We start from the raw sequence: 16,496 nt of genomic DNA, 5'->3' as shown, positions 1-16,496 counted from the left end.
GGCAAGAAATAGCCTCAGTATGGCGCGTAGTTCAGGCATTTATCACTCATCCGACTTCTCTATCATGATGTGCTTTCTGATGGCAGGAAGCCAAACCACTAGCCGACTGCGAATCTATTATGTTCAAAATTCTTTTGATTGACCGATGTCACTTCACCCGCGCGGGGTTTGAAGCATGGCTCAATCATTCCGGTTTGTTTCCCGGGCACTTCGTCGTGACCGGGCTGAATAATCTCATCCTCGCCAGAGAGCATATTCTGCAGTGGGATCCATCGGTGGTTATCGCCGATCTGCACGGCTTTATGCAGGACATTCACCATTTCCAGCAGCTTTCTTCCCTGCTGAACGCCAGTGAAAAAGTGCCTTTCATTTTGCTGCAGTCGGGGGAGGATAAAGAGATGGCAGGCTTTCTGTCCCAATTTCCGATATGGGCTTCGCTTACCAAAAATGCCGGACTGGAGACGCTGGCGACGGTCATCAACGACGCCCTGACGACTCGCGCAAGCGTTGAGATCCCTGCGGTCGCGGCCCCCCTGCTCACTCGCCAGGAGGAGAAGGTGTTGACGCTGTGGATGGATGGCGCAAGCAATCAGAAGATTGCCACTCACCTGAGTATCAATGGAAAAACGGTCTATACCTATAAGCGAAATATCCGCATGAAATTGCATATGGATACGCGCTTTTCCCCGTTTTTATCTCTGCAGGAATCAGAAAACTGACGGTACGAAACCCGTCCGGGCCCGTACCGTTTTTAAATTACTGCTGAGCTTTTGTTGCCGCGCCGGAGATTGCACTACCGCCTTCAGAAATGTCCTGACCAACGCCGCGCGTGGTATTACAGGCCGTTAACACTGAAGAAAGTACCAGAACTGAAAAGATCGCTGCAATTGTCTTCTTAACCATAATATCTTCCTTTTATAGCCAGAGTTGTTTTGTGTATAGCAACTTAAGAATAGACAAGATCCCGCCAGTTGACGGAAAAGGAAGCATTTTTAGGAAAATTAGACGGGATTAGCTGGCGGCGTGAGAAATGATATGGCCGAGATCCTGGATATCCTCCCCCATTCCACGTGTGGTATTACAGCCGGAAAGCAACGCGCTGGACAGCGCTAACAGAAGCAGAATTTTAACGGTGCGTTTCATCATCCCTGCCTGCAAAAATCAGGCGCAGCAACGCTGCGCCTTAACACTTACTTCACGCGAGATACGTATTCGCCGGAGCGGGTATCCACTTTGATCACTTCGCCAGTCTGTACGAACAGTGGCACTTTAACCACGGCACCGGTAGACAGTTTCGCTGGCTTACCACCTGTACCGGCGGTGTCACCTTTCAGACCTGGGTCAGTTTCAACGATTTCCAGTTCAACGAAGTTCGGTGGGGTAACCGCGATAGGCTGGCCGTTCCACAGGGTCACGATGCACTCAGCCTGATCCAGCAGCCATTTGTCGCTATCGCCAATGGCTTTAGCGTCAGCAGACAGCTGTTCGAACGTTTCGTTGTTCATGAAGTGCCAGAACTCACCGTCGTTGTACAGGTAAGTCAGGTTCATATCGACAACATCAGCGCCTTCAGCGGAGTCAGTAGACTTGAAGGTTTTTTCGACACGGGTACCGGTCAGCAGGCGGCGCAGCTTAACGCGTGCAAATGCCTGGCCTTTACCTGGTTTAACGAATTCGCTGGCTTCAACCGCATACGGTTCGCCGTCCAACATGATTTTAAGACCAGCACGAAAATCGTTGCTATAGTACGTTGCCATAAGGCCCTCTAAATTTGTTAACTGGTAGCTTAGCCACAAAATGGCGCATATTGTAACCCTAAACACCCCGTCCAGAGAAGATTGGTTATCGCAACTTGCCGATGTAATCACCAGTCCTGATGAATTACTGCGTCTTCTTGAGCTCGAACAGCATACCGATTTGCTGGCCGGCCGGGAGGCGAAGCGGCTTTTCGCCCTGCGCGTTCCCCGCGCGTTTGTTGCCCGTATGGAGAAAGGCAATCCTGACGATCCATTATTAAAACAGACGCTTACCGCACAGGAAGAGTTCATTACGGCACCCGGCTATAGCACCGATCCGCTGGAAGAGCAGAACAGCGTGGTACCCGGTTTGCTGCACAAGTATCTGAACCGTGCGCTGCTGCTGGTGAAAGGTGGCTGTGCGGTAAATTGCCGTTATTGCTTCCGTCGACACTTCCCGTATGCCGAAAATCAGGGCAATAAACGCAACTGGCAGGTCGCGCTGGACTATATCGCCGCCCATTCTGAGCTGGATGAGATCATTTTTTCCGGTGGCGATCCGCTGATGGCGAAAGATCATGAGCTGGACTGGCTGCTGACCCAGCTTGAAGCCATTCCGCATATTAAGCGCCTGCGCATACACAGCCGTCTGCCGATTGTTATTCCGGCACGTATCACTGACGGACTGGTCTCACGCCTGGAGCAGTCCCGCCTGCAGGTGCTGCTGGTGAACCATATCAATCACGCCAATGAAATTGATGATGCATTTCGTGCGGCAATGGTGCGTTTACGCAAGGCAGGCGTGACGCTTCTGAACCAGAGCGTGCTGCTGCGCGGCGTAAATGATAATGCCCGCGTGCTGGCGGACCTCAGCAATGCGCTGTTTGATGCGGGAGTGATGCCCTATTACCTGCACGTGCTGGATCGCGTTCAGGGTGCGGCCCATTTCATGGTGACGGATGAAGAAGCCCGGCAGATCGTGCGTGAACTGTTAACGCTGGTGTCAGGCTATATGGTGCCGAAGCTGGCGCGTGAGATTGGCGGTGAACCGAGCAAGACGCCGCTGGATTTGCAGCTAAGACAGAGCTAGTTTCCCCTCAGCCTAACCCTCTCCCGGTGGGAGAGGGAAAAAGGCAATCAGTTCGGGCACTTATAGACCTGGCCATTCATCTGGCTGGCGGTTGGCACGAAGCTGGATAACATTCCCTGCGTCGGGCTGCTTACCCCGTAAATCACGTTGCCACCCATCGCCGCGGCCTGGTTACGCAGGGCATTGGCCGCGCCACGCATAGAGCCGCCCTCTTCGCCGTGCTGACCCGACATCCAGTTGCTTTGCTCACCGGTTGCCGTGCCTAAAAACTGGCACTCGTTACCCGGCTTATCTTCCACAAAGCGAACGCCCTGACCCGCTGCAGTCAGCTCATTGCTGGAGCTACAACCCGCCAGCAGCAATGCTGCTCCTACAATCCCTGCACAGACTTTTACGCGCATGTTATTCCTCGTTTTCAATAAGCTGGACAGTAGTTGTCCGTGTGTAAACCTTATACTAAAAAGATGACCAAAAGAAAAACCTCCGTGCGTTTCTGCGAGATATCAAGCACGAATGGTGCCTTCGCCTCCCCTAAATGAATTCTGATAATCACCCCGCGGATATCGTTTTTTTATGCTTTTTCGTTTTTAGTGACAGGCCACCGGCTTATTTTTTGCGCGTGTAGTGACAGGGAAACATAAAAACAGGAGGCAACATGAGTGAAGTATCCCCGAATCAGGGGAAAGTGACGTGGGTAGGGTATCTCGCTTTCTTTCTAACCATCATTTTCTTTTCTGGCTTTTTCGCCAAAGCCACCGAATGGTGGCGAGTCTTTGATTTCACCGTGCTGAACGGCACATTTGGTCAGGTTAACGGCGAAGGCGCCGCAAGCGTCTCTTTTCGCGGCACAGGCGGTACCGGCGCAAAAGATGGCTTTCTGTTTGCGCTGGAACTTGCACCGTCTGTTATTTTGTCGCTGGGCATCATTTCAGTGACCGAAGGGCTGGGCGGGCTGCGGGCGGCACAGCAATTGATGACGCCCGTTTTGAAACCGTTGCTGGGCATTCCAGGTATTTGTTCTCTGGCGCTTATCGCCAATTTGCAAAACACCGATGCGGCTGCAGGTATGACCAAAGAGCTCGCCGATGAAGGCGTTATCAGCGACAGGGAACGAGCGATTTTCGCCACCTTTCAGACCAGCGGTAGCGCAATTATCACCAATTACTTCTCGTCCGGCGCGGCGCTGTTCACCAGCATCACCGTGCCGGTTATCACCCCGCTGGCAGTGATTCTTGTCTTTAAATTTATAGGTGCCAATTTTCTCAGAGCATGGATTGCGCACATGGAAACCCGTCAGATCAAGGAGAGAGAAGATGACCGCCGAAGTGCGTAAAAACCTGATGGATCTCTTTACCGACGGCGCTCGCCGTGGCTTTACCATCGCCACCACCAGCCTGCTGCCAAACGTCGTAATGGCCTTCGTGATCATCCAGGCGCTGAAGGTAACAGGATTGCTGGATATCGTTGGCCGCGTTTGCGAGCCGATTATGGCGCTGTGGGGGCTGCCCGGAGAAGCCGCCACCGTGTTGCTGGCGTCGGTGATGAGCATGGGCGGCGGCGTGGGCGTCTGCGCAAGTCTGGTGGTGGCAGGGACGCTCAGCGGGCATGACGCCACCGTACTGCTTCCGGCTATCTATCTGATGGGTAATCCGGTGCAAAACACCGGCCGCTGTCTCGGTACGGCAGGGGTAAACCCTAAATACTATCCGCATATTATTGGCGTCTGCGTAATTAACGCTCTGCTCTCTATGTGGGTCATGCAACTGCTGTTCTAAAACAAAAAACCCCGGACAGCGATGCCCGGGGTTTTTTATTAAGAGGTAGCGCCCAACGCCTGATGGCTGCCGGGCGAAGGGGGCAATTACATCATGCCGCCCATACCACCCATGCCGCCCATACCACCAGCAGCACCTAAGTCAGGTGCGTCGCCTTTAGGCAGGTCGGTCACCATGCACTCGGTAGTGATCATCAGGCCAGCTACAGATGCCGCATACTGCAGAGCAGAACGGGTCACTTTAGTTGGATCCAGGATACCGAAGTCGATCATGTTGCCGTATTCTTCTGTTGCCGCGTTGTAACCGTAGTTACCTTCGCCCGCTTTCACGTTGTTGGTAACAACAGATGGCTCTTCACCGGCGTTGGAAACGATCTGACGCAGAGGCGCTTCCATCGCGCGCAGCGCAACTTTGATACCCACGTTCTGGTCTTCGTTCTGACCGGACAGGCCAGCCAGTTTGGCGGCAACACGCACCAGCGCAACACCACCACCAGCAACCACGCCTTCTTCTACCGCAGCACGGGTCGCGTGCAGGGCATCGTCAACGCGTGCTTTTTTCTCTTTCATTTCAACTTCGGTAGCCGCACCGACTTTGATTACCGCAACGCCGCCTGCCAGTTTCGCTACGCGCTCCTGCAGTTTTTCACGGTCGTAATCAGACGTTGCTTCTTCAATTTGCTTACGGATCTGAGCAACACGGCCCTGAATAGCGGACTCTTCACCCACGCCATCGATGATGGTGGTGGTGTCTTTGTTGATCACAACACGTTTCGCCTGGCCCAGGTCTTCCAGGGTCGCTTTTTCCAGCTCCATACCGATCTCTTCAGAGATTACGGTACCACCGGTCAGGGTAGCGATGTCCTGCAGCATAGCTTTACGACGGTCGCCGAAGCCAGGTGCTTTAACCGCAGCCACTTTCACGATGCCACGCATAGTGTTAACCACCAGGGTCGCCAGCGCTTCGCCTTCAACGTCTTCAGCGATGATAACCAGTGGCTTGCCTGCTTTCGCAACGGCTTCCAGCACTGGCAGCATTTCGCGGATGTTGGAAACTTTCTTATCAGCCAGCAGGATGAACGGGCTTTCCAGTTCAACAGCGCCAGTTTCTGGCTTGTTGATGAAGTATGGGGACAGGTAACCGCGGTCAAACTGCATACCTTCAACCACGTCCAGTTCGTCTTCCAGACCGGTACCGTCTTCAACGGTGATCACGCCTTCTTTACCGACTTTGTCCATCGCTTCAGCGATCAGTTTACCTACGGTTTCGTCGGAGTTAGCGGAGATGGTACCTACCTGAGCAATCGCTTTAGAGTCAGAGCATGGTACAGACAGCGCTTTCAGTTCTTCAACAGCAGACGCGACAGCTTTGTCGATACCACGTTTCAGATCCATTGGGTTCATGCCCGCAGCAACGGCTTTCAGACCTTCAGTGATGATTGCCTGCGCCAGTACGGTCGCGGTGGTGGTACCGTCGCCTGCAGCGTCGTTCGCTTTAGAGGCCACTTCTTTCACCATCTGCGCGCCCATGTTTTCGAACTTGTCTTCCAGCTCGATTTCACGTGCAACGGAAACACCATCTTTGGTGATGGTTGGCGCGCCGAAGGATTTATCCAGCACTACGTTACGGCCTTTCGGGCCCAGGGTGACTTTAACTGCGTCTGCCAGTACGTTTACGCCGCGGAGCATTTTTACACGAGCGTCGTTACCGAATTTTACGTCTTTAGCTGCCATGTTCTTATTTCCTCAAATTCGTACAGTTTCGTGCGTTAATTACGCTTCAACAATTGCCAGAATGTCGCTCTCGGACATGATCAACACTTCTTCATTGTCGATCTTCTCGGATTTCACGCCGTAGCCATCGTTGAAAATGACGATGTCACCAACTTTAACGTCCAGTGGCTGCACAGTTCCGTTTTCCAGGATGCGGCCCTTACCGACAGCGATGATTTCGCCACGCGTTGATTTTGCTGCTGCAGAACCCGTCAGAACGATACCGCCAGCAGACTTGGTTTCAACTTCTTTACGTTTGACGATCACACGATCATGTAACGGACGAATACTCATTGATAGCTCTCCTTTGAGAAAGTCATTATCAGTTATGGATGACGCCGGACCGCACACGGTTTTCCGGCTAGTGCCCTGAGAGATGGGGATAGCTTTTTACCCCTTCAAGGGGGAGTCGAAAAAAAATTTGCGAAAGTGTTACCATCGGCTCTCTTTGAATGGTGGCGGGACGATGTCAATGAGTGGACTCAAACAGGAGTTGGGGCTGACGCAGGGGGTCGGCCTGCTCTCAACCTCCTTGTTAGGAACAGGAGTGTTTGCGGTGCCCGCACTGGCGGCGCTGGTTGCCGGAAATAACAGCCTGTGGGCGTGGCCGGTGCTGATTGTGCTTGTGTTCCCGGTCGCGATCGTGTTCGCCATTCTGGGAAGGCATTTTCCCAGCGCGGGTGGCGTGGCGCACTTTGTCGGCATGGCGTTTGGCCCACGACTGGAGCGCGTCACCGGCTGGCTGTTCCTTTCCGTCATTCCGGTTGGTCTGCCTGCGGCGTTGCATATCGCAACCGGCTTTGGGCAAGCGCTCTTCGGCTGGCATGACGAAGCACTGCTGCTGGCTGAACTGGGTACGCTGGCTATCGTCTGGTGGGTGGGCTCACGCGGGGCCAGTTCCAGCGCTAACCTGCAGACGATCGTCGCGGTGCTGATTGTCGCGCTCATCGCCGCTATCTGGTGGGCGGGAGATATTCGCGTCGAGGAGATCCCCTTCCCGACCATCACCGATATCGATCATGCGCAGCTCTTCGCTGCGCTGTCAGTCATGTTCTGGTGTTTTGTCGGTCTGGAAGCGTTCGCCCATCTGGCGTCGGAGTTTAAGCATTCCGAGCGCGATTTTCCGCGAGCCCTGATGATTGGCCTGTTGGTCGCAGGCACGGTTTACTGGGCCTGTACTGTGCTGGTGCTGCACTTCGACGCCTTTGGCGCAGATAAAGCAGCCGCCGCTTCGCTGCCGGGTATCGTGGTGCAGCTGTTTGGCGTAAAAGCGCTATGGGTGGCCTGTGTGATTGGCTATCTGGCCTGTTTTGCCAGCCTCAATATTTACATCCAGAGCTTTGCGCGGCTGGTGTGGTCTCAGGCGCGCAATAAACCGCAGAGCCGTCTTGCGCAGTTGTCTAAGCGTCAGCTGCCGGTGAATGCGCTGAATCTCGTGCTGGGAAGTTGCGTTGTGAGCACGTTGTGTATTTACGCGCTTAAGATCAATCTGGATGCGCTAATCATCTATGCCAACGGCATATTTATTATGATCTACCTGCTGTGCATGCTGGCGGGTTGTCGTCTGTTGAAGGGTCGCTATAAAGCACTGGCCGTTGTCGGGGGAGTGCTTTGCCTGCTGTTGCTGATGATGGTGGGATGGAAGAGTATGTACGCCGTCGTCATGCTGGCAGGGCTGTGGGTGGCGCTTTAGTCGCGCCCGGTAAGCGAAGCGTCACCGGGCAAAAACATTACCGCTCGTCTTTATGATCCAAACGGTCGTGTTGGTCATCCTTACGCTGGTATTCCCCTTCAAACGTATCACCCGGGCCGGTGCTGAATCCGCCGCCCGGCATCCGGCTAAAGCGCAGATGCGGCAGCAGCTTCATGGTCAGGTGTTTTTGCACCGGCGGCAACAGCAGCAGCAGACCGAGGAAGTCGGTGAAGAAGCCCGGCAGGATCAGCAGCAGACCGGCAATAATCAGCGATACGCTTTTGATCATCTCGGCCGCCGGGCTCTCGCCTGCGGCCATCTTCTGCTGCATTAACAGGAAATTTTTGAAACCCTGATTACGCACCAGCGACATGCCGATGACGGAGGTGAAAATCACCAGAATCAGCGTCAGCAGGACGCCCAGCACATGGGCGACCTGGATAAAAATCGAAATCTCAATGTAAACATAGAGAAAGAAAGCAATAAACGGTATCCAGCGCACTGGCGTCTCCTGTGTGGCAGGTGCCTTTTGGCCCCTGTCTGAATGTGTTCGCGACACGCGTCTGTAAGAGATGAGGACGGTTAGCTAAAATTCAATCGGTTTGCACGGATATTTTTTTTGGAAATATTAAAGCGGTGACCCATTTCACAGATTAATAATTATCATGGAATCGGGTCGATAATAAGTGATCCAGCTTACGGCAATTCGCTATCATCAGCATATGATCTCGAGCAATTGGCCGATTGAGGGAATAATCGTCGGTCAGAAAATATTCAAAACCACATAAATACTGTGTGTTTAGTACAATCCATCGGCAGCTTGAAAAGAAGGTTCACATGTTAAACAACATTCGTATCGAAGAAGACTTGTTGGGTACCAGGGAAGTTCCAGCGGATGCCTACTACGGTGTCCACACTCTGAGAGCGATTGAAAACTTCTACATCAGCAACAGCAAAATCAGCGATATTCCTGAGTTTGTCCGTGGCATGGTGATGGTGAAGAAAGCGGCAGCGCTGGCAAACAAAGAGCTGCAAACCATTCCTAAAAGCGCGGCAAATGCGATTATCGCGGCCTGCGATGAAGTGCTGAACAACGGCAAATGCATGGACCAGTTCCCGGTTGACGTCTATCAGGGCGGCGCGGGCACCTCCGTCAACATGAACACCAACGAAGTACTGGCAAATATCGGCCTTGAGCTGATGGGCCACCAGAAAGGTGAATACCAGTACCTGAACCCGAACGATCACGTCAACAAATGTCAGTCCACTAACGACGCCTACCCAACCGGCTTCCGCATCGCGGTTTATGCCTCCGTTGTGAAACTGGTCGACGCCATCAACCAGCTGGGCGACGGTTTCCAGCGCAAAGCGGTTGAGTTCCAGGACATTCTGAAAATGGGTCGTACCCAGTTGCAGGATGCGGTGCCAATGACCCTCGGTCAGGAATTCCACGCGTTTAACGTGCTGCTGAATGAAGAAACTAAAAACCTGCTGCGCACTTCCGAGCTGCTGCTGGAAGTGAACCTGGGCGCCACCGCCATCGGTACACGTCTGAACACGCCGGACGGTTATCAGCAGCTGGCGGTTCAGAAACTGGCTGAAGTCTCTAACCTGCCGGTCGTACCTGCAGAAGATCTGATTGAAGCCACCTCCGACTGCGGCGCCTACGTCATGGTACACAGCGCCCTGAAACGTCTGGCGGTGAAACTGTCCAAAATCTGTAATGACCTGCGCCTGCTCTCTTCCGGCCCACGCGCTGGCCTGAACGAAATCAACCTGCCAGAACTGCAGGCCGGTTCGTCCATCATGCCAGCGAAAGTGAACCCGGTAGTGCCAGAAGTGGTGAACCAGGTTTGCTTCAAGGTTATTGGTAACGATACGACCGTAACCATGGCCTCTGAAGCCGGTCAGCTGCAGCTGAACGTCATGGAGCCCGTGATTGGCCAGGCGATGTTCGAATCTATCCACATCCTGACTAACGCCTGCTATAACCTGCTGGAAAAATGCATCAACGGCATTACCGCGAATAAAGAAGTCTGCGAAGGTTACGTGTACAACTCCATCGGGATCGTCACCTACCTTAACCCGTTCATTGGCCACCATAACGGCGACATCGTCGGTAAGATTTGCGCCGAAACCGGTAAGAGCGTGCGTGAAGTCGTACTGGAGCGCGGACTGTTGACCGAAGCCGAGCTGGACGATATCTTCTCCGCCCAGAACCTGATGCACCCGGCATATAAAGCGAAACGATACACCGATGAAAGCGAACAGTAACCGTTCAGGCTAAGCTTCCGAAAGGCACGTCACTTGTGACGTGCCTTTTTTCTTTTTAGGCGTTACCAAAATACAACAATTCAATATCAACTTGTTAATAAGCAAGGCAGGTCCTTATGTTTGGAGCAGAACTCGTCATCGTCCTGTTGGCGATTTATTTGGGAGCAAGACTCGGGGGTATCGGCATCGGTTTTGCCGGCGGTCTCGGGGTGCTCGTTCTTACCCTTATCTTTCAGATTAAACCCGGCGCAATCCCGTTTGACGTTATCGAAATCATCATGGCAGTTATTGCCGCTATCGCCGCCATGCAGGTGGCTGGCGGTATGGACTACCTGGTGAGTCTGGCGGAGCGTATGCTGCGCCGTCATCCTAAATACATTACCTTCCTTGCCCCGCTGGTGACCTGGTTCATGACCATTCTCGCCGGTACCGGTCACACTGCCTTTTCCACGCTGCCGGTGATTACCGAAGTGGCGAAAGAACAGGGTATCCGTCCCTCTCGCCCGCTCTCTATTGCGGTGGTGGCCTCCCAGATTGCGATTACCGCCTCGCCTATTTCCGCGGCAGTGGTGTTCTTCGCCGGTATCCTGGAACCCATGGGCGTGAGCTATCTGACGCTGCTGGCGATCTGTATTCCGGTAACGTTGATTGCAGTCATGATCACCGCCGTGCTGTGTAACTTCCTCGGCGCTGAACTGAAAGACGATCCGGTTTATCAGGAACGTCTGGCCAAGGGCGAAGTGAGCTTGCGCGGTAGCCAGGTCTTCAAACTGAAGCCGCATGCGAAACGCTCCGTGATGCTGTTCCTGATCGGTATCGTGGCGGTGATGTTCTACGCGACGGCGATCAGTGACACAGTAGGCCTCATCCAGAACCCGGTTCTGCCGCGTAACGAAGCGATTGTGGTATTCATGCTGACCATCGCAACCCTGATCAGCATCACCTGTAAAATCGATACCAGCGAAGTGCTGAATGCCAGCACCTTTAAATCCGGTATGAGCGCCTGCGTGTGCGTGCTGGGTGTGGCATGGCTCGGTGATACCTTCGTAAAAGCGCACATCAGCGATATCCAGACCGTTGCGGGTGACCTGCTGCACAACTACCCATGGCTGCTGGCGGTGGTGCTGTTCTTTGCCGCGACCCTGCTTTATTCTCAGGCTGCCACGACCAAGGCGCTGATGCCTGCGGCTCTGATGCTGGGCGTAACGCCACTGACGGCCATTGCCTCGTTTGCTGCCGTTTCTGCCCTGTTCGTTCTGCCCACTTATCCAACCCTGCTGGCGGCGGTTGAAATGGATGACACTGGTTCAACCCGCATCGGTAAGTATGTGTTTAACCATGCGTTCCTGATCCCGGGTGTGGTCGCGATTACGCTGTGCGTGATCCTCGGCTTTATCATCGGCGGCGTCGTGCTGTAAACCATTTCGGGTTGTAAAAATAGTTAAAATCGGGCCGCTCTGCGGCCCGTTTCATTAATGACCAATCGCCTTGCGTGATATAGTGACCACTTTCGTGATGAGGAGGTCGACTTGTGAACACGCCTGATGCTGTTGTCGTATTGTGTACCGCCCCTGATGAAGCTTCCGCCCAGGATCTCGCCGCCAAAGTATTGGCCGAAAAACTGGCTGCCTGTGTAACCCTCCTCCCCGGAGCGACCTCCCTCTATTACTGGGAAGGCAAACTGGAGCAGGAGTATGAAGTCCAGATGTTGCTCAAAACCAACCCGGCAAACCAGCAGGCGCTTCTTGACTGCCTCAAATCTCATCATCCTTACCAAACTCCGGAACTGCTGGTATTGCCAGTGCTCCACGGTGATAACGATTATCTCTCATGGCTCAACGTTTCCTTACGCTGATCCTGCTGCTGTGCAGCACGTCAGTCTTTGCCGGGTTGTTTGACGCGCCCGGCCGTTCGAACTTTATTCCTGCCGATCAGGCATTTGTTTTCGATTTCCAGCAAAACCAGCATGACCTCAACCTCACCTGGCAGGTGAAAGAGGGCTATTACCTGTATCGTAAGCAGGTCAGTATCACACCCGCTCAGGCAAGCGTGGGCGCGCTGCAACTGCCTGCGGGAGAATGGCACGAGGATGAGTTTTACGGCAAAAGCGAGATTTATCGCCAGCACTTAAGCGTGCCCGTAACGGTGCAACAGGCAGACAAAGGCGCTACGCTCACCGTCACTTACCAGGGCTGTGCCGATGCAGGCTTCTGCTATCCCCCAGAAACCAAGGTCGTTCCGCTTAGTGAAGTTAAAGCGTCTGCCGCCAACGTTGCTCCTCTTCCTGCAGAGGTCAAGCGTGAAGGTGAGCCTGCGTCAGACCTCCCTTTCTCCGCGCTCTGGGCCTTGCTGATTGGTATCGGCATCGCTTTCACGCCATGCGTACTGCCGATGTACCCGTTGATCTCCGGGATAGTGCTGGGCGGAAAACAGCGTCTTAGCACCGCCCGCGCGCTACTGCTTGCCTTTATTTACGTGCAGGGAATGGCGTTAACCTATACGGCACTCGGCCTCGTGGTTGCGGCGGCCGGCTTACAGTTCCAGGCGGCTCTTCAGCACCCTTATGTCCTTATCGGCCTGTCGGTGGTGTTTATCCTGCTGGCATTGTCGATGTTTGGCCTGTTCACCCTGCAACTGCCGTCTTCCCTGCAAACCCGCTTAACGCTGCTCAGCAACCGCCAACAGGGGGGTTCAGCAGGTGGTGTGTTTGCGATGGGAGCTATCGCCGGGCTGATTTGTTCGCCCTGCACCACCGCACCGCTTAGCGCGATTCTGCTCTATATCGCCCAGAGCGGTAATATGTGGCTTGGCGGCGGTACGTTGTACCTTTACGCGCTTGGGATGGGTCTGCCGCTGATCCTGGTCACGGTATTTGGCAACCGCCTGCTGCCGAAGAGCGGGCCGTGGATGGAGACGGTGAAAACCGCGTTTGGCTTTGTCATTCTGGCGCTGCCGGTCTTCCTGCTGGAGCGTATTGTCGGTGACGTCTGGGGGATGCGCCTGTGGGCGATGCTCGGCGTAGCGTTCTTCTCCTGGGCGTTTATCGTCAGTCTGGGGGCAAAAAGCGCGTGGATGCGTCTGGTACAAATCGTCCTGCTCGCCGCTGCGCTGGTGAGCGTGCGTCCACTTCAGGATTGGGCATTTGGCACGCCAGTGGCTCAGAACCAGGCGCATCTGAATTTCATCCAGATTAAGAACGTGGATGATCTTAACCAGGCTCTGGCCCAGGCGCGCGGCAAACCGGTGATGCTCGATCTCTACGCAGACTGGTGCGTTGCCTGCAAAGAGTTTGAAAAGTACACCTTTAGCGACCCGCAGGTGCAAGGGGCGCTAAACGGGACCGTTCTGCTTCAGGCAAACGTGACCGCCAACAATGCGCAGGATAAAGCCCTGCTGAAGCAACTTAACGTGCTCGGGCTGCCGACCATTCTGTTCTTCAATCAACAGGGTGAAGAACAGCCAGGGCAGCGTGTAACCGGGTTTATGGACGCGGCGGCTTTCAGCGCGCATTTGCGCGATCGCCAACCGTAAACAACACTTTAAACGGGACAACCGTTGGGAATAACGGAGGAGAGAACCGTGCAACGCGAAGACGTACTGGGACAAGCCCTGCAATTACTTGAGATTCAAGGGATCGCCAGCACCACGCTTGAGATGGTAGCCGACCGTATCGATTACCCTCTGGATGAGCTTACGCGCTTCTGGCCCGATAAAGAGGCGCTGCTTTATGATGCCCTGCGCTACCTCAGCCAGCAGGTTGATATCTGGCGCAGGCAGCTGATGTTAAATGAAGAGCTGACCGCCGAACAGAAGCTGCTGGCACGCTATACCGCGCTGACGGAATGTGTAAGTAACAACCGCTATCCGGGTTGTCTGTTTATCGCCGCCTGCACGTACTACCCCGATCCAGGCCATCCGATCCACCAGCTGGCGGATCAGCAAAAACGGGCGGCGCACGACTTCACCCACGAGCTGCTGACAACGCTTGAAGTGGATGATCCGGCAATGGTGGCAAAGCAAATGGAGCTGGTGCTGGAAGGCTGCCTGAGCCGTATGCTGGTAAACCGTAGCCAGGCCGATGTGGATACCGCTCACCGCCTGGCAGAGGACATCCTGCGCTTTGCCCAGTGCCGCATGGGCGGCGCGTTGACCTAAGCCAGCACCCCAGCCCAGGCTGAGACAAGCAGGCACAATGCCATCAGCCGCTGAAATCGCACCATCGCCACGGTGGTGCGAAAGAATTGATTTACCGCCTTCCCCAGCCACGCCCAGCACATCAGACACACCACCGAGATGGCCAGGAACCACAGCGCCATCAGCGCTATATCCCGCAGCACGTGCTCGCTTGCAGGGGCAAACAGGCTGACAACCGCCAGCGCCATCATCCAGGTTTTCGGGTTTACGATCTGCAACAGGGCTGCAGCTTGCGCGGTAAAACGGGTATGCGTCTTCGCAGAGAGGTTTGCTGCAGGCGCGTTAAATAACTGCCAGCTCATCCAGCTTAGCCATAACACCCCTGCCCAGCTCATCATCTGACGAATCAGGGGGTACTGGCGAAGCACTTCCCCTGCACCGGCACCTGAAACCAGCACAATCATGCTCGCAGCCATGCATCCTCCAAGAATGGCCGGAACGGTTTTTTTGATGCCGAAGTGCTGGCTGTTGGTGAGAATGAGGATATTGGTCGGCCCTGGCGTTATCGAAGCGACAAAGGCAAACAGCAGAAAAGGTATTGTACTCACAGGTGGCTCCTTATTATCAGAGCCATCAATGTGCCGCTATTTTCTGGAAACGTCTGGAAGGTTTGTGCACAGCCGACGGTAATAGGCTGGCGATATACGGTATGCTCGCTGGAACCAGCGTCCAAGGTGGCTTTGGTCGGCAAAGCCTACCTCCGATGCCACATCCACGGGCAGCTCACCATGAGCCAGCAACTGGCGAGCTTTTGCAAGGCGTAGCTGAATAAGCCACGCATGCGGTGCCAGGTGAAACTCGCGTTTAAAACAGCGCGTCAGCGTGAAGCGGTCGGTTCCCGTCTCACGTGCCAGATCCGACAACCCGACGTTTTCGTCCATATGCGCGTAGAGGTAATCGCGTGCACGATGCGCGACGGCAGCGCTTTGCCGTTGAGACGGGAGCCGCTTACGCCAGTGGCAGTGGGCGGTGATCTGAGAGAGCAGATTATCCATCGCGCTCTGCTGAACGATTTTCATCTCCGCGTTATGCAGTGTGGCAAAGGTCTCACCGATGCTACGTACCAGCCGTGGCTCGCGCGTCAGCGTTTGAGAAAAGTGCAGTGAATAGCTGTCAGGCGTAGCGTCATATAATCCGCGCAGCGTATGTGTTAGCCACTGCTCATCCAGATAAAAGGTAAGATAGGTAAAGCCGCCTTCTACAGGTGCGTCACCATCATGGATCTCACCCGGTTCCAGTAAAAACGCATCCCCCGGTTGACTATGATGACGCACGCGGCGGCAGTGAAACTGTTGAGTACCCGAAAGGGTGATCCCTACCAGATAGCTGTCGTGCCAGTGCGGATCGTAGGCATGCCCTTCGAAGTGCGCTTTAATCGTCTCAATGCCCGTCTCTGCATGCTGACGTAGCTCAAGCCAGTCGTTCGCCATACTGCCCTCCTCTTACTATCAGCATTGCTGCAGTGAACGGGTTCTGTCTGGAAGATTTGTGCACTTTCGTCGCATAAACCGACAGATTGCCGCAAACTTAAGCAGTTGAACAGCTTTTCCCTAAATAATGTTGACGCTCGGGCAGGATTGCGGTTTAATGCGCTCCGTTGCCCGGATAGCTCAGTCGGTAGAGCAGGGGATTGAAAATCCCCGTGTCCTTGGTTCGATTCCGAGTCCGGGCACCACTATTTAAAGAACCCAGCCTATGGCTGGGTTTTTGCTTTTCTGCATCTATAAATCCCTTCTTCAGTATTCTTGTTTCTCTTTACCGTGGGATCGTGCGATCTGCCATGCCCGGTGGCGCTGCGCTTACCGGGCCTACAGGTTTTGTAGGCCGGATAAGGCGAAGCCGCCATCCGGCATATTTTCTGGCGTGCAAAGCAAAAAACCCCGCACCTTACGGTACGGGGTTCTTCTTATTTGATGCCTGGCAGTTCCCTACTCTCACATGGGGAGACCCCACACTACCATC

19 protein-coding genes and 1 tRNA gene are annotated in these 16,496 nt (G+C 54.3%); 11 read left to right on the top strand and 9 right to left on the bottom strand.

The genetic code is table 11. From position 1 onward, the window contains the following. Positions 1-119: 119 nt before the first annotated feature. A complete protein-coding gene (locus ACOTZF_RS20920) occupies positions 120-719 on the top strand; it encodes a response regulator transcription factor (protein ID WP_045295574.1) in 600 nt (199 codons plus the stop codon). A gap of 37 nt (positions 720-756) precedes the next feature. Here the strand turns inward: ACOTZF_RS20920 and ecnB are convergent, their stop codons facing one another. The 3 genes from ecnB to efp form a co-directional block, all read right to left on the bottom strand. Next, complete coding sequence (gene ecnB / locus ACOTZF_RS20915; protein WP_003025482.1) at positions 757-903, bottom strand: lipoprotein toxin entericidin B; 147 nt, start codon at positions 901-903, stop codon at positions 757-759. Positions 904-1,011: 108 nt separating this feature from the next. Next, positions 1,012-1,143, bottom strand: a complete 132-nt coding sequence (locus tag ACOTZF_RS20910) for an entericidin A/B family lipoprotein (protein WP_013095266.1) — start codon at positions 1,141-1,143, stop codon at positions 1,012-1,014. A 47-nt stretch (positions 1,144-1,190) separates the two neighbouring features. Beyond that, on the bottom strand, positions 1,191-1,757 hold the full coding sequence (gene efp / locus ACOTZF_RS20905) for an elongation factor P (RefSeq protein ID WP_014830362.1): 567 nt from the start codon (positions 1,755-1,757) through the stop codon (positions 1,191-1,193). A 40-nt stretch (positions 1,758-1,797) separates the two neighbouring features. On the opposite strand from efp, the gene epmB reads away from it, so the two are divergent. After that, positions 1,798-2,826, top strand: a complete 1,029-nt coding sequence (gene epmB, locus ACOTZF_RS20900) for an EF-P beta-lysylation protein EpmB (protein ID WP_020688987.1) — start codon at positions 1,798-1,800, stop codon at positions 2,824-2,826. Positions 2,827-2,873: 47 nt separating this feature from the next. On the opposite strand, the gene ACOTZF_RS20895 is transcribed toward epmB, so the two are convergent. After that, a complete protein-coding gene (locus ACOTZF_RS20895) occupies positions 2,874-3,227 on the bottom strand; it encodes a DUF4156 domain-containing protein (protein ID WP_013095263.1) in 354 nt (117 codons plus the stop codon). A 254-nt stretch (positions 3,228-3,481) separates the two neighbouring features. On the opposite strand from ACOTZF_RS20895, the gene ACOTZF_RS20890 reads away from it, so the two are divergent. Next, a complete protein-coding gene (locus ACOTZF_RS20890) occupies positions 3,482-4,159 on the top strand; it encodes a nucleoside recognition domain-containing protein (protein ID WP_013095262.1) in 678 nt (225 codons plus the stop codon). Further along, on the top strand, positions 4,140-4,601 hold the full coding sequence (locus ACOTZF_RS20885) for a YjiG family protein (RefSeq protein ID WP_129252819.1): 462 nt from the start codon (positions 4,140-4,142) through the stop codon (positions 4,599-4,601). The genes ACOTZF_RS20890 and ACOTZF_RS20885 overlap by 20 nt, the downstream gene beginning before the upstream one ends. A gap of 86 nt (positions 4,602-4,687) precedes the next feature. Here the strand turns inward: ACOTZF_RS20885 and groL are convergent, their stop codons facing one another. Both groL and ACOTZF_RS20875 read right to left on the bottom strand, forming a co-directional pair. Continuing rightward, entirely contained in the window at positions 4,688-6,334 is a 1,647-nt protein-coding gene (gene groL / locus ACOTZF_RS20880; protein WP_013095260.1) for a chaperonin GroEL, read from the bottom strand. Between the two features lie 39 nt (positions 6,335-6,373). Next, on the bottom strand, positions 6,374-6,667 hold the full coding sequence (locus tag ACOTZF_RS20875) for a co-chaperone GroES (RefSeq protein ID WP_003855929.1): 294 nt from the start codon (positions 6,665-6,667) through the stop codon (positions 6,374-6,376). A 178-nt stretch (positions 6,668-6,845) separates the two neighbouring features. Between ACOTZF_RS20875 and yjeH the strand changes: the two genes are divergently transcribed. Beyond that, a complete protein-coding gene (yjeH, locus tag ACOTZF_RS20870; protein ID WP_129252817.1) occupies positions 6,846-8,066 on the top strand; it encodes an L-methionine/branched-chain amino acid transporter in 1,221 nt (406 codons plus the stop codon). Between the two features lie 37 nt (positions 8,067-8,103). On the opposite strand, the gene ACOTZF_RS20865 is transcribed toward yjeH, so the two are convergent. Then, positions 8,104-8,568, bottom strand: coding sequence for an FxsA family protein (locus tag ACOTZF_RS20865; RefSeq protein WP_164987677.1), 465 nt, complete (start codon positions 8,566-8,568; stop codon positions 8,104-8,106). 335 nt (positions 8,569-8,903) lie between these two features. On the opposite strand from ACOTZF_RS20865, the gene aspA reads away from it, so the two are divergent. From aspA to ACOTZF_RS20840, 5 genes are all read left to right on the top strand, one after another. Next, the gene (aspA, locus tag ACOTZF_RS20860) at positions 8,904-10,340 is read left to right on the top strand and encodes an aspartate ammonia-lyase (RefSeq protein ID WP_003855923.1); all 1,437 of its coding nucleotides are present in this window, start codon (positions 8,904-8,906) and stop codon (positions 10,338-10,340) included. A gap of 116 nt (positions 10,341-10,456) precedes the next feature. Continuing rightward, on the top strand, positions 10,457-11,758 hold the full coding sequence (locus tag ACOTZF_RS20855; protein ID WP_057071264.1) for an anaerobic C4-dicarboxylate transporter: 1,302 nt from the start codon (positions 10,457-10,459) through the stop codon (positions 11,756-11,758). Between the two features lie 113 nt (positions 11,759-11,871). Then, positions 11,872-12,195, top strand: coding sequence for a divalent cation tolerance protein CutA (gene cutA, locus ACOTZF_RS20850; protein ID WP_013095256.1), 324 nt, complete (start codon positions 11,872-11,874; stop codon positions 12,193-12,195). Next, complete coding sequence (locus ACOTZF_RS20845) at positions 12,171-13,871, top strand: protein-disulfide reductase DsbD (protein ID WP_047352264.1); 1,701 nt, start codon at positions 12,171-12,173, stop codon at positions 13,869-13,871. Before cutA ends, ACOTZF_RS20845 begins: the two co-directional genes overlap by 25 nt. Positions 13,872-13,919: 48 nt before the next feature. After that, on the top strand, positions 13,920-14,495 hold the full coding sequence (locus ACOTZF_RS20840) for a transcriptional regulator (protein WP_013095254.1): 576 nt from the start codon (positions 13,920-13,922) through the stop codon (positions 14,493-14,495). On the opposite strand, the gene ACOTZF_RS20835 is transcribed toward ACOTZF_RS20840, so the two are convergent. Both ACOTZF_RS20835 and ACOTZF_RS20830 read right to left on the bottom strand, forming a co-directional pair. Further along, positions 14,492-15,082 (bottom strand): LysE family translocator, encoded by a 591-nt coding sequence (locus ACOTZF_RS20835; protein WP_129252812.1) that lies wholly within the window; start codon positions 15,080-15,082, stop codon positions 14,492-14,494. The genes ACOTZF_RS20840 and ACOTZF_RS20835 overlap by 4 nt on opposite strands. 36 nt (positions 15,083-15,118) lie before the next feature. Beyond that, positions 15,119-15,964 (bottom strand): AraC family transcriptional regulator, encoded by an 846-nt coding sequence (locus tag ACOTZF_RS20830; RefSeq protein WP_038985608.1) that lies wholly within the window; start codon positions 15,962-15,964, stop codon positions 15,119-15,121. 169 nt (positions 15,965-16,133) lie between these two features. Between ACOTZF_RS20830 and ACOTZF_RS20825 the strand changes: the two genes are divergently transcribed. Next, positions 16,134-16,209 (top strand) — tRNA-Phe (locus ACOTZF_RS20825). The last annotated feature ends 287 nt before the right edge of the window (positions 16,210-16,496 follow it).

Origin of the sequence: Enterobacter cloacae complex sp. SHL021 (assembly GCF_049237765.1) — a bacterium.
GTDB lineage: Bacteria > Pseudomonadota > Gammaproteobacteria > Enterobacterales > Enterobacteriaceae > Enterobacter > Enterobacter cloacae.
The sequence above is the reverse complement of the archived record's forward strand: the minus strand, read 5'-3'. Positions and strand labels throughout refer to the sequence as shown.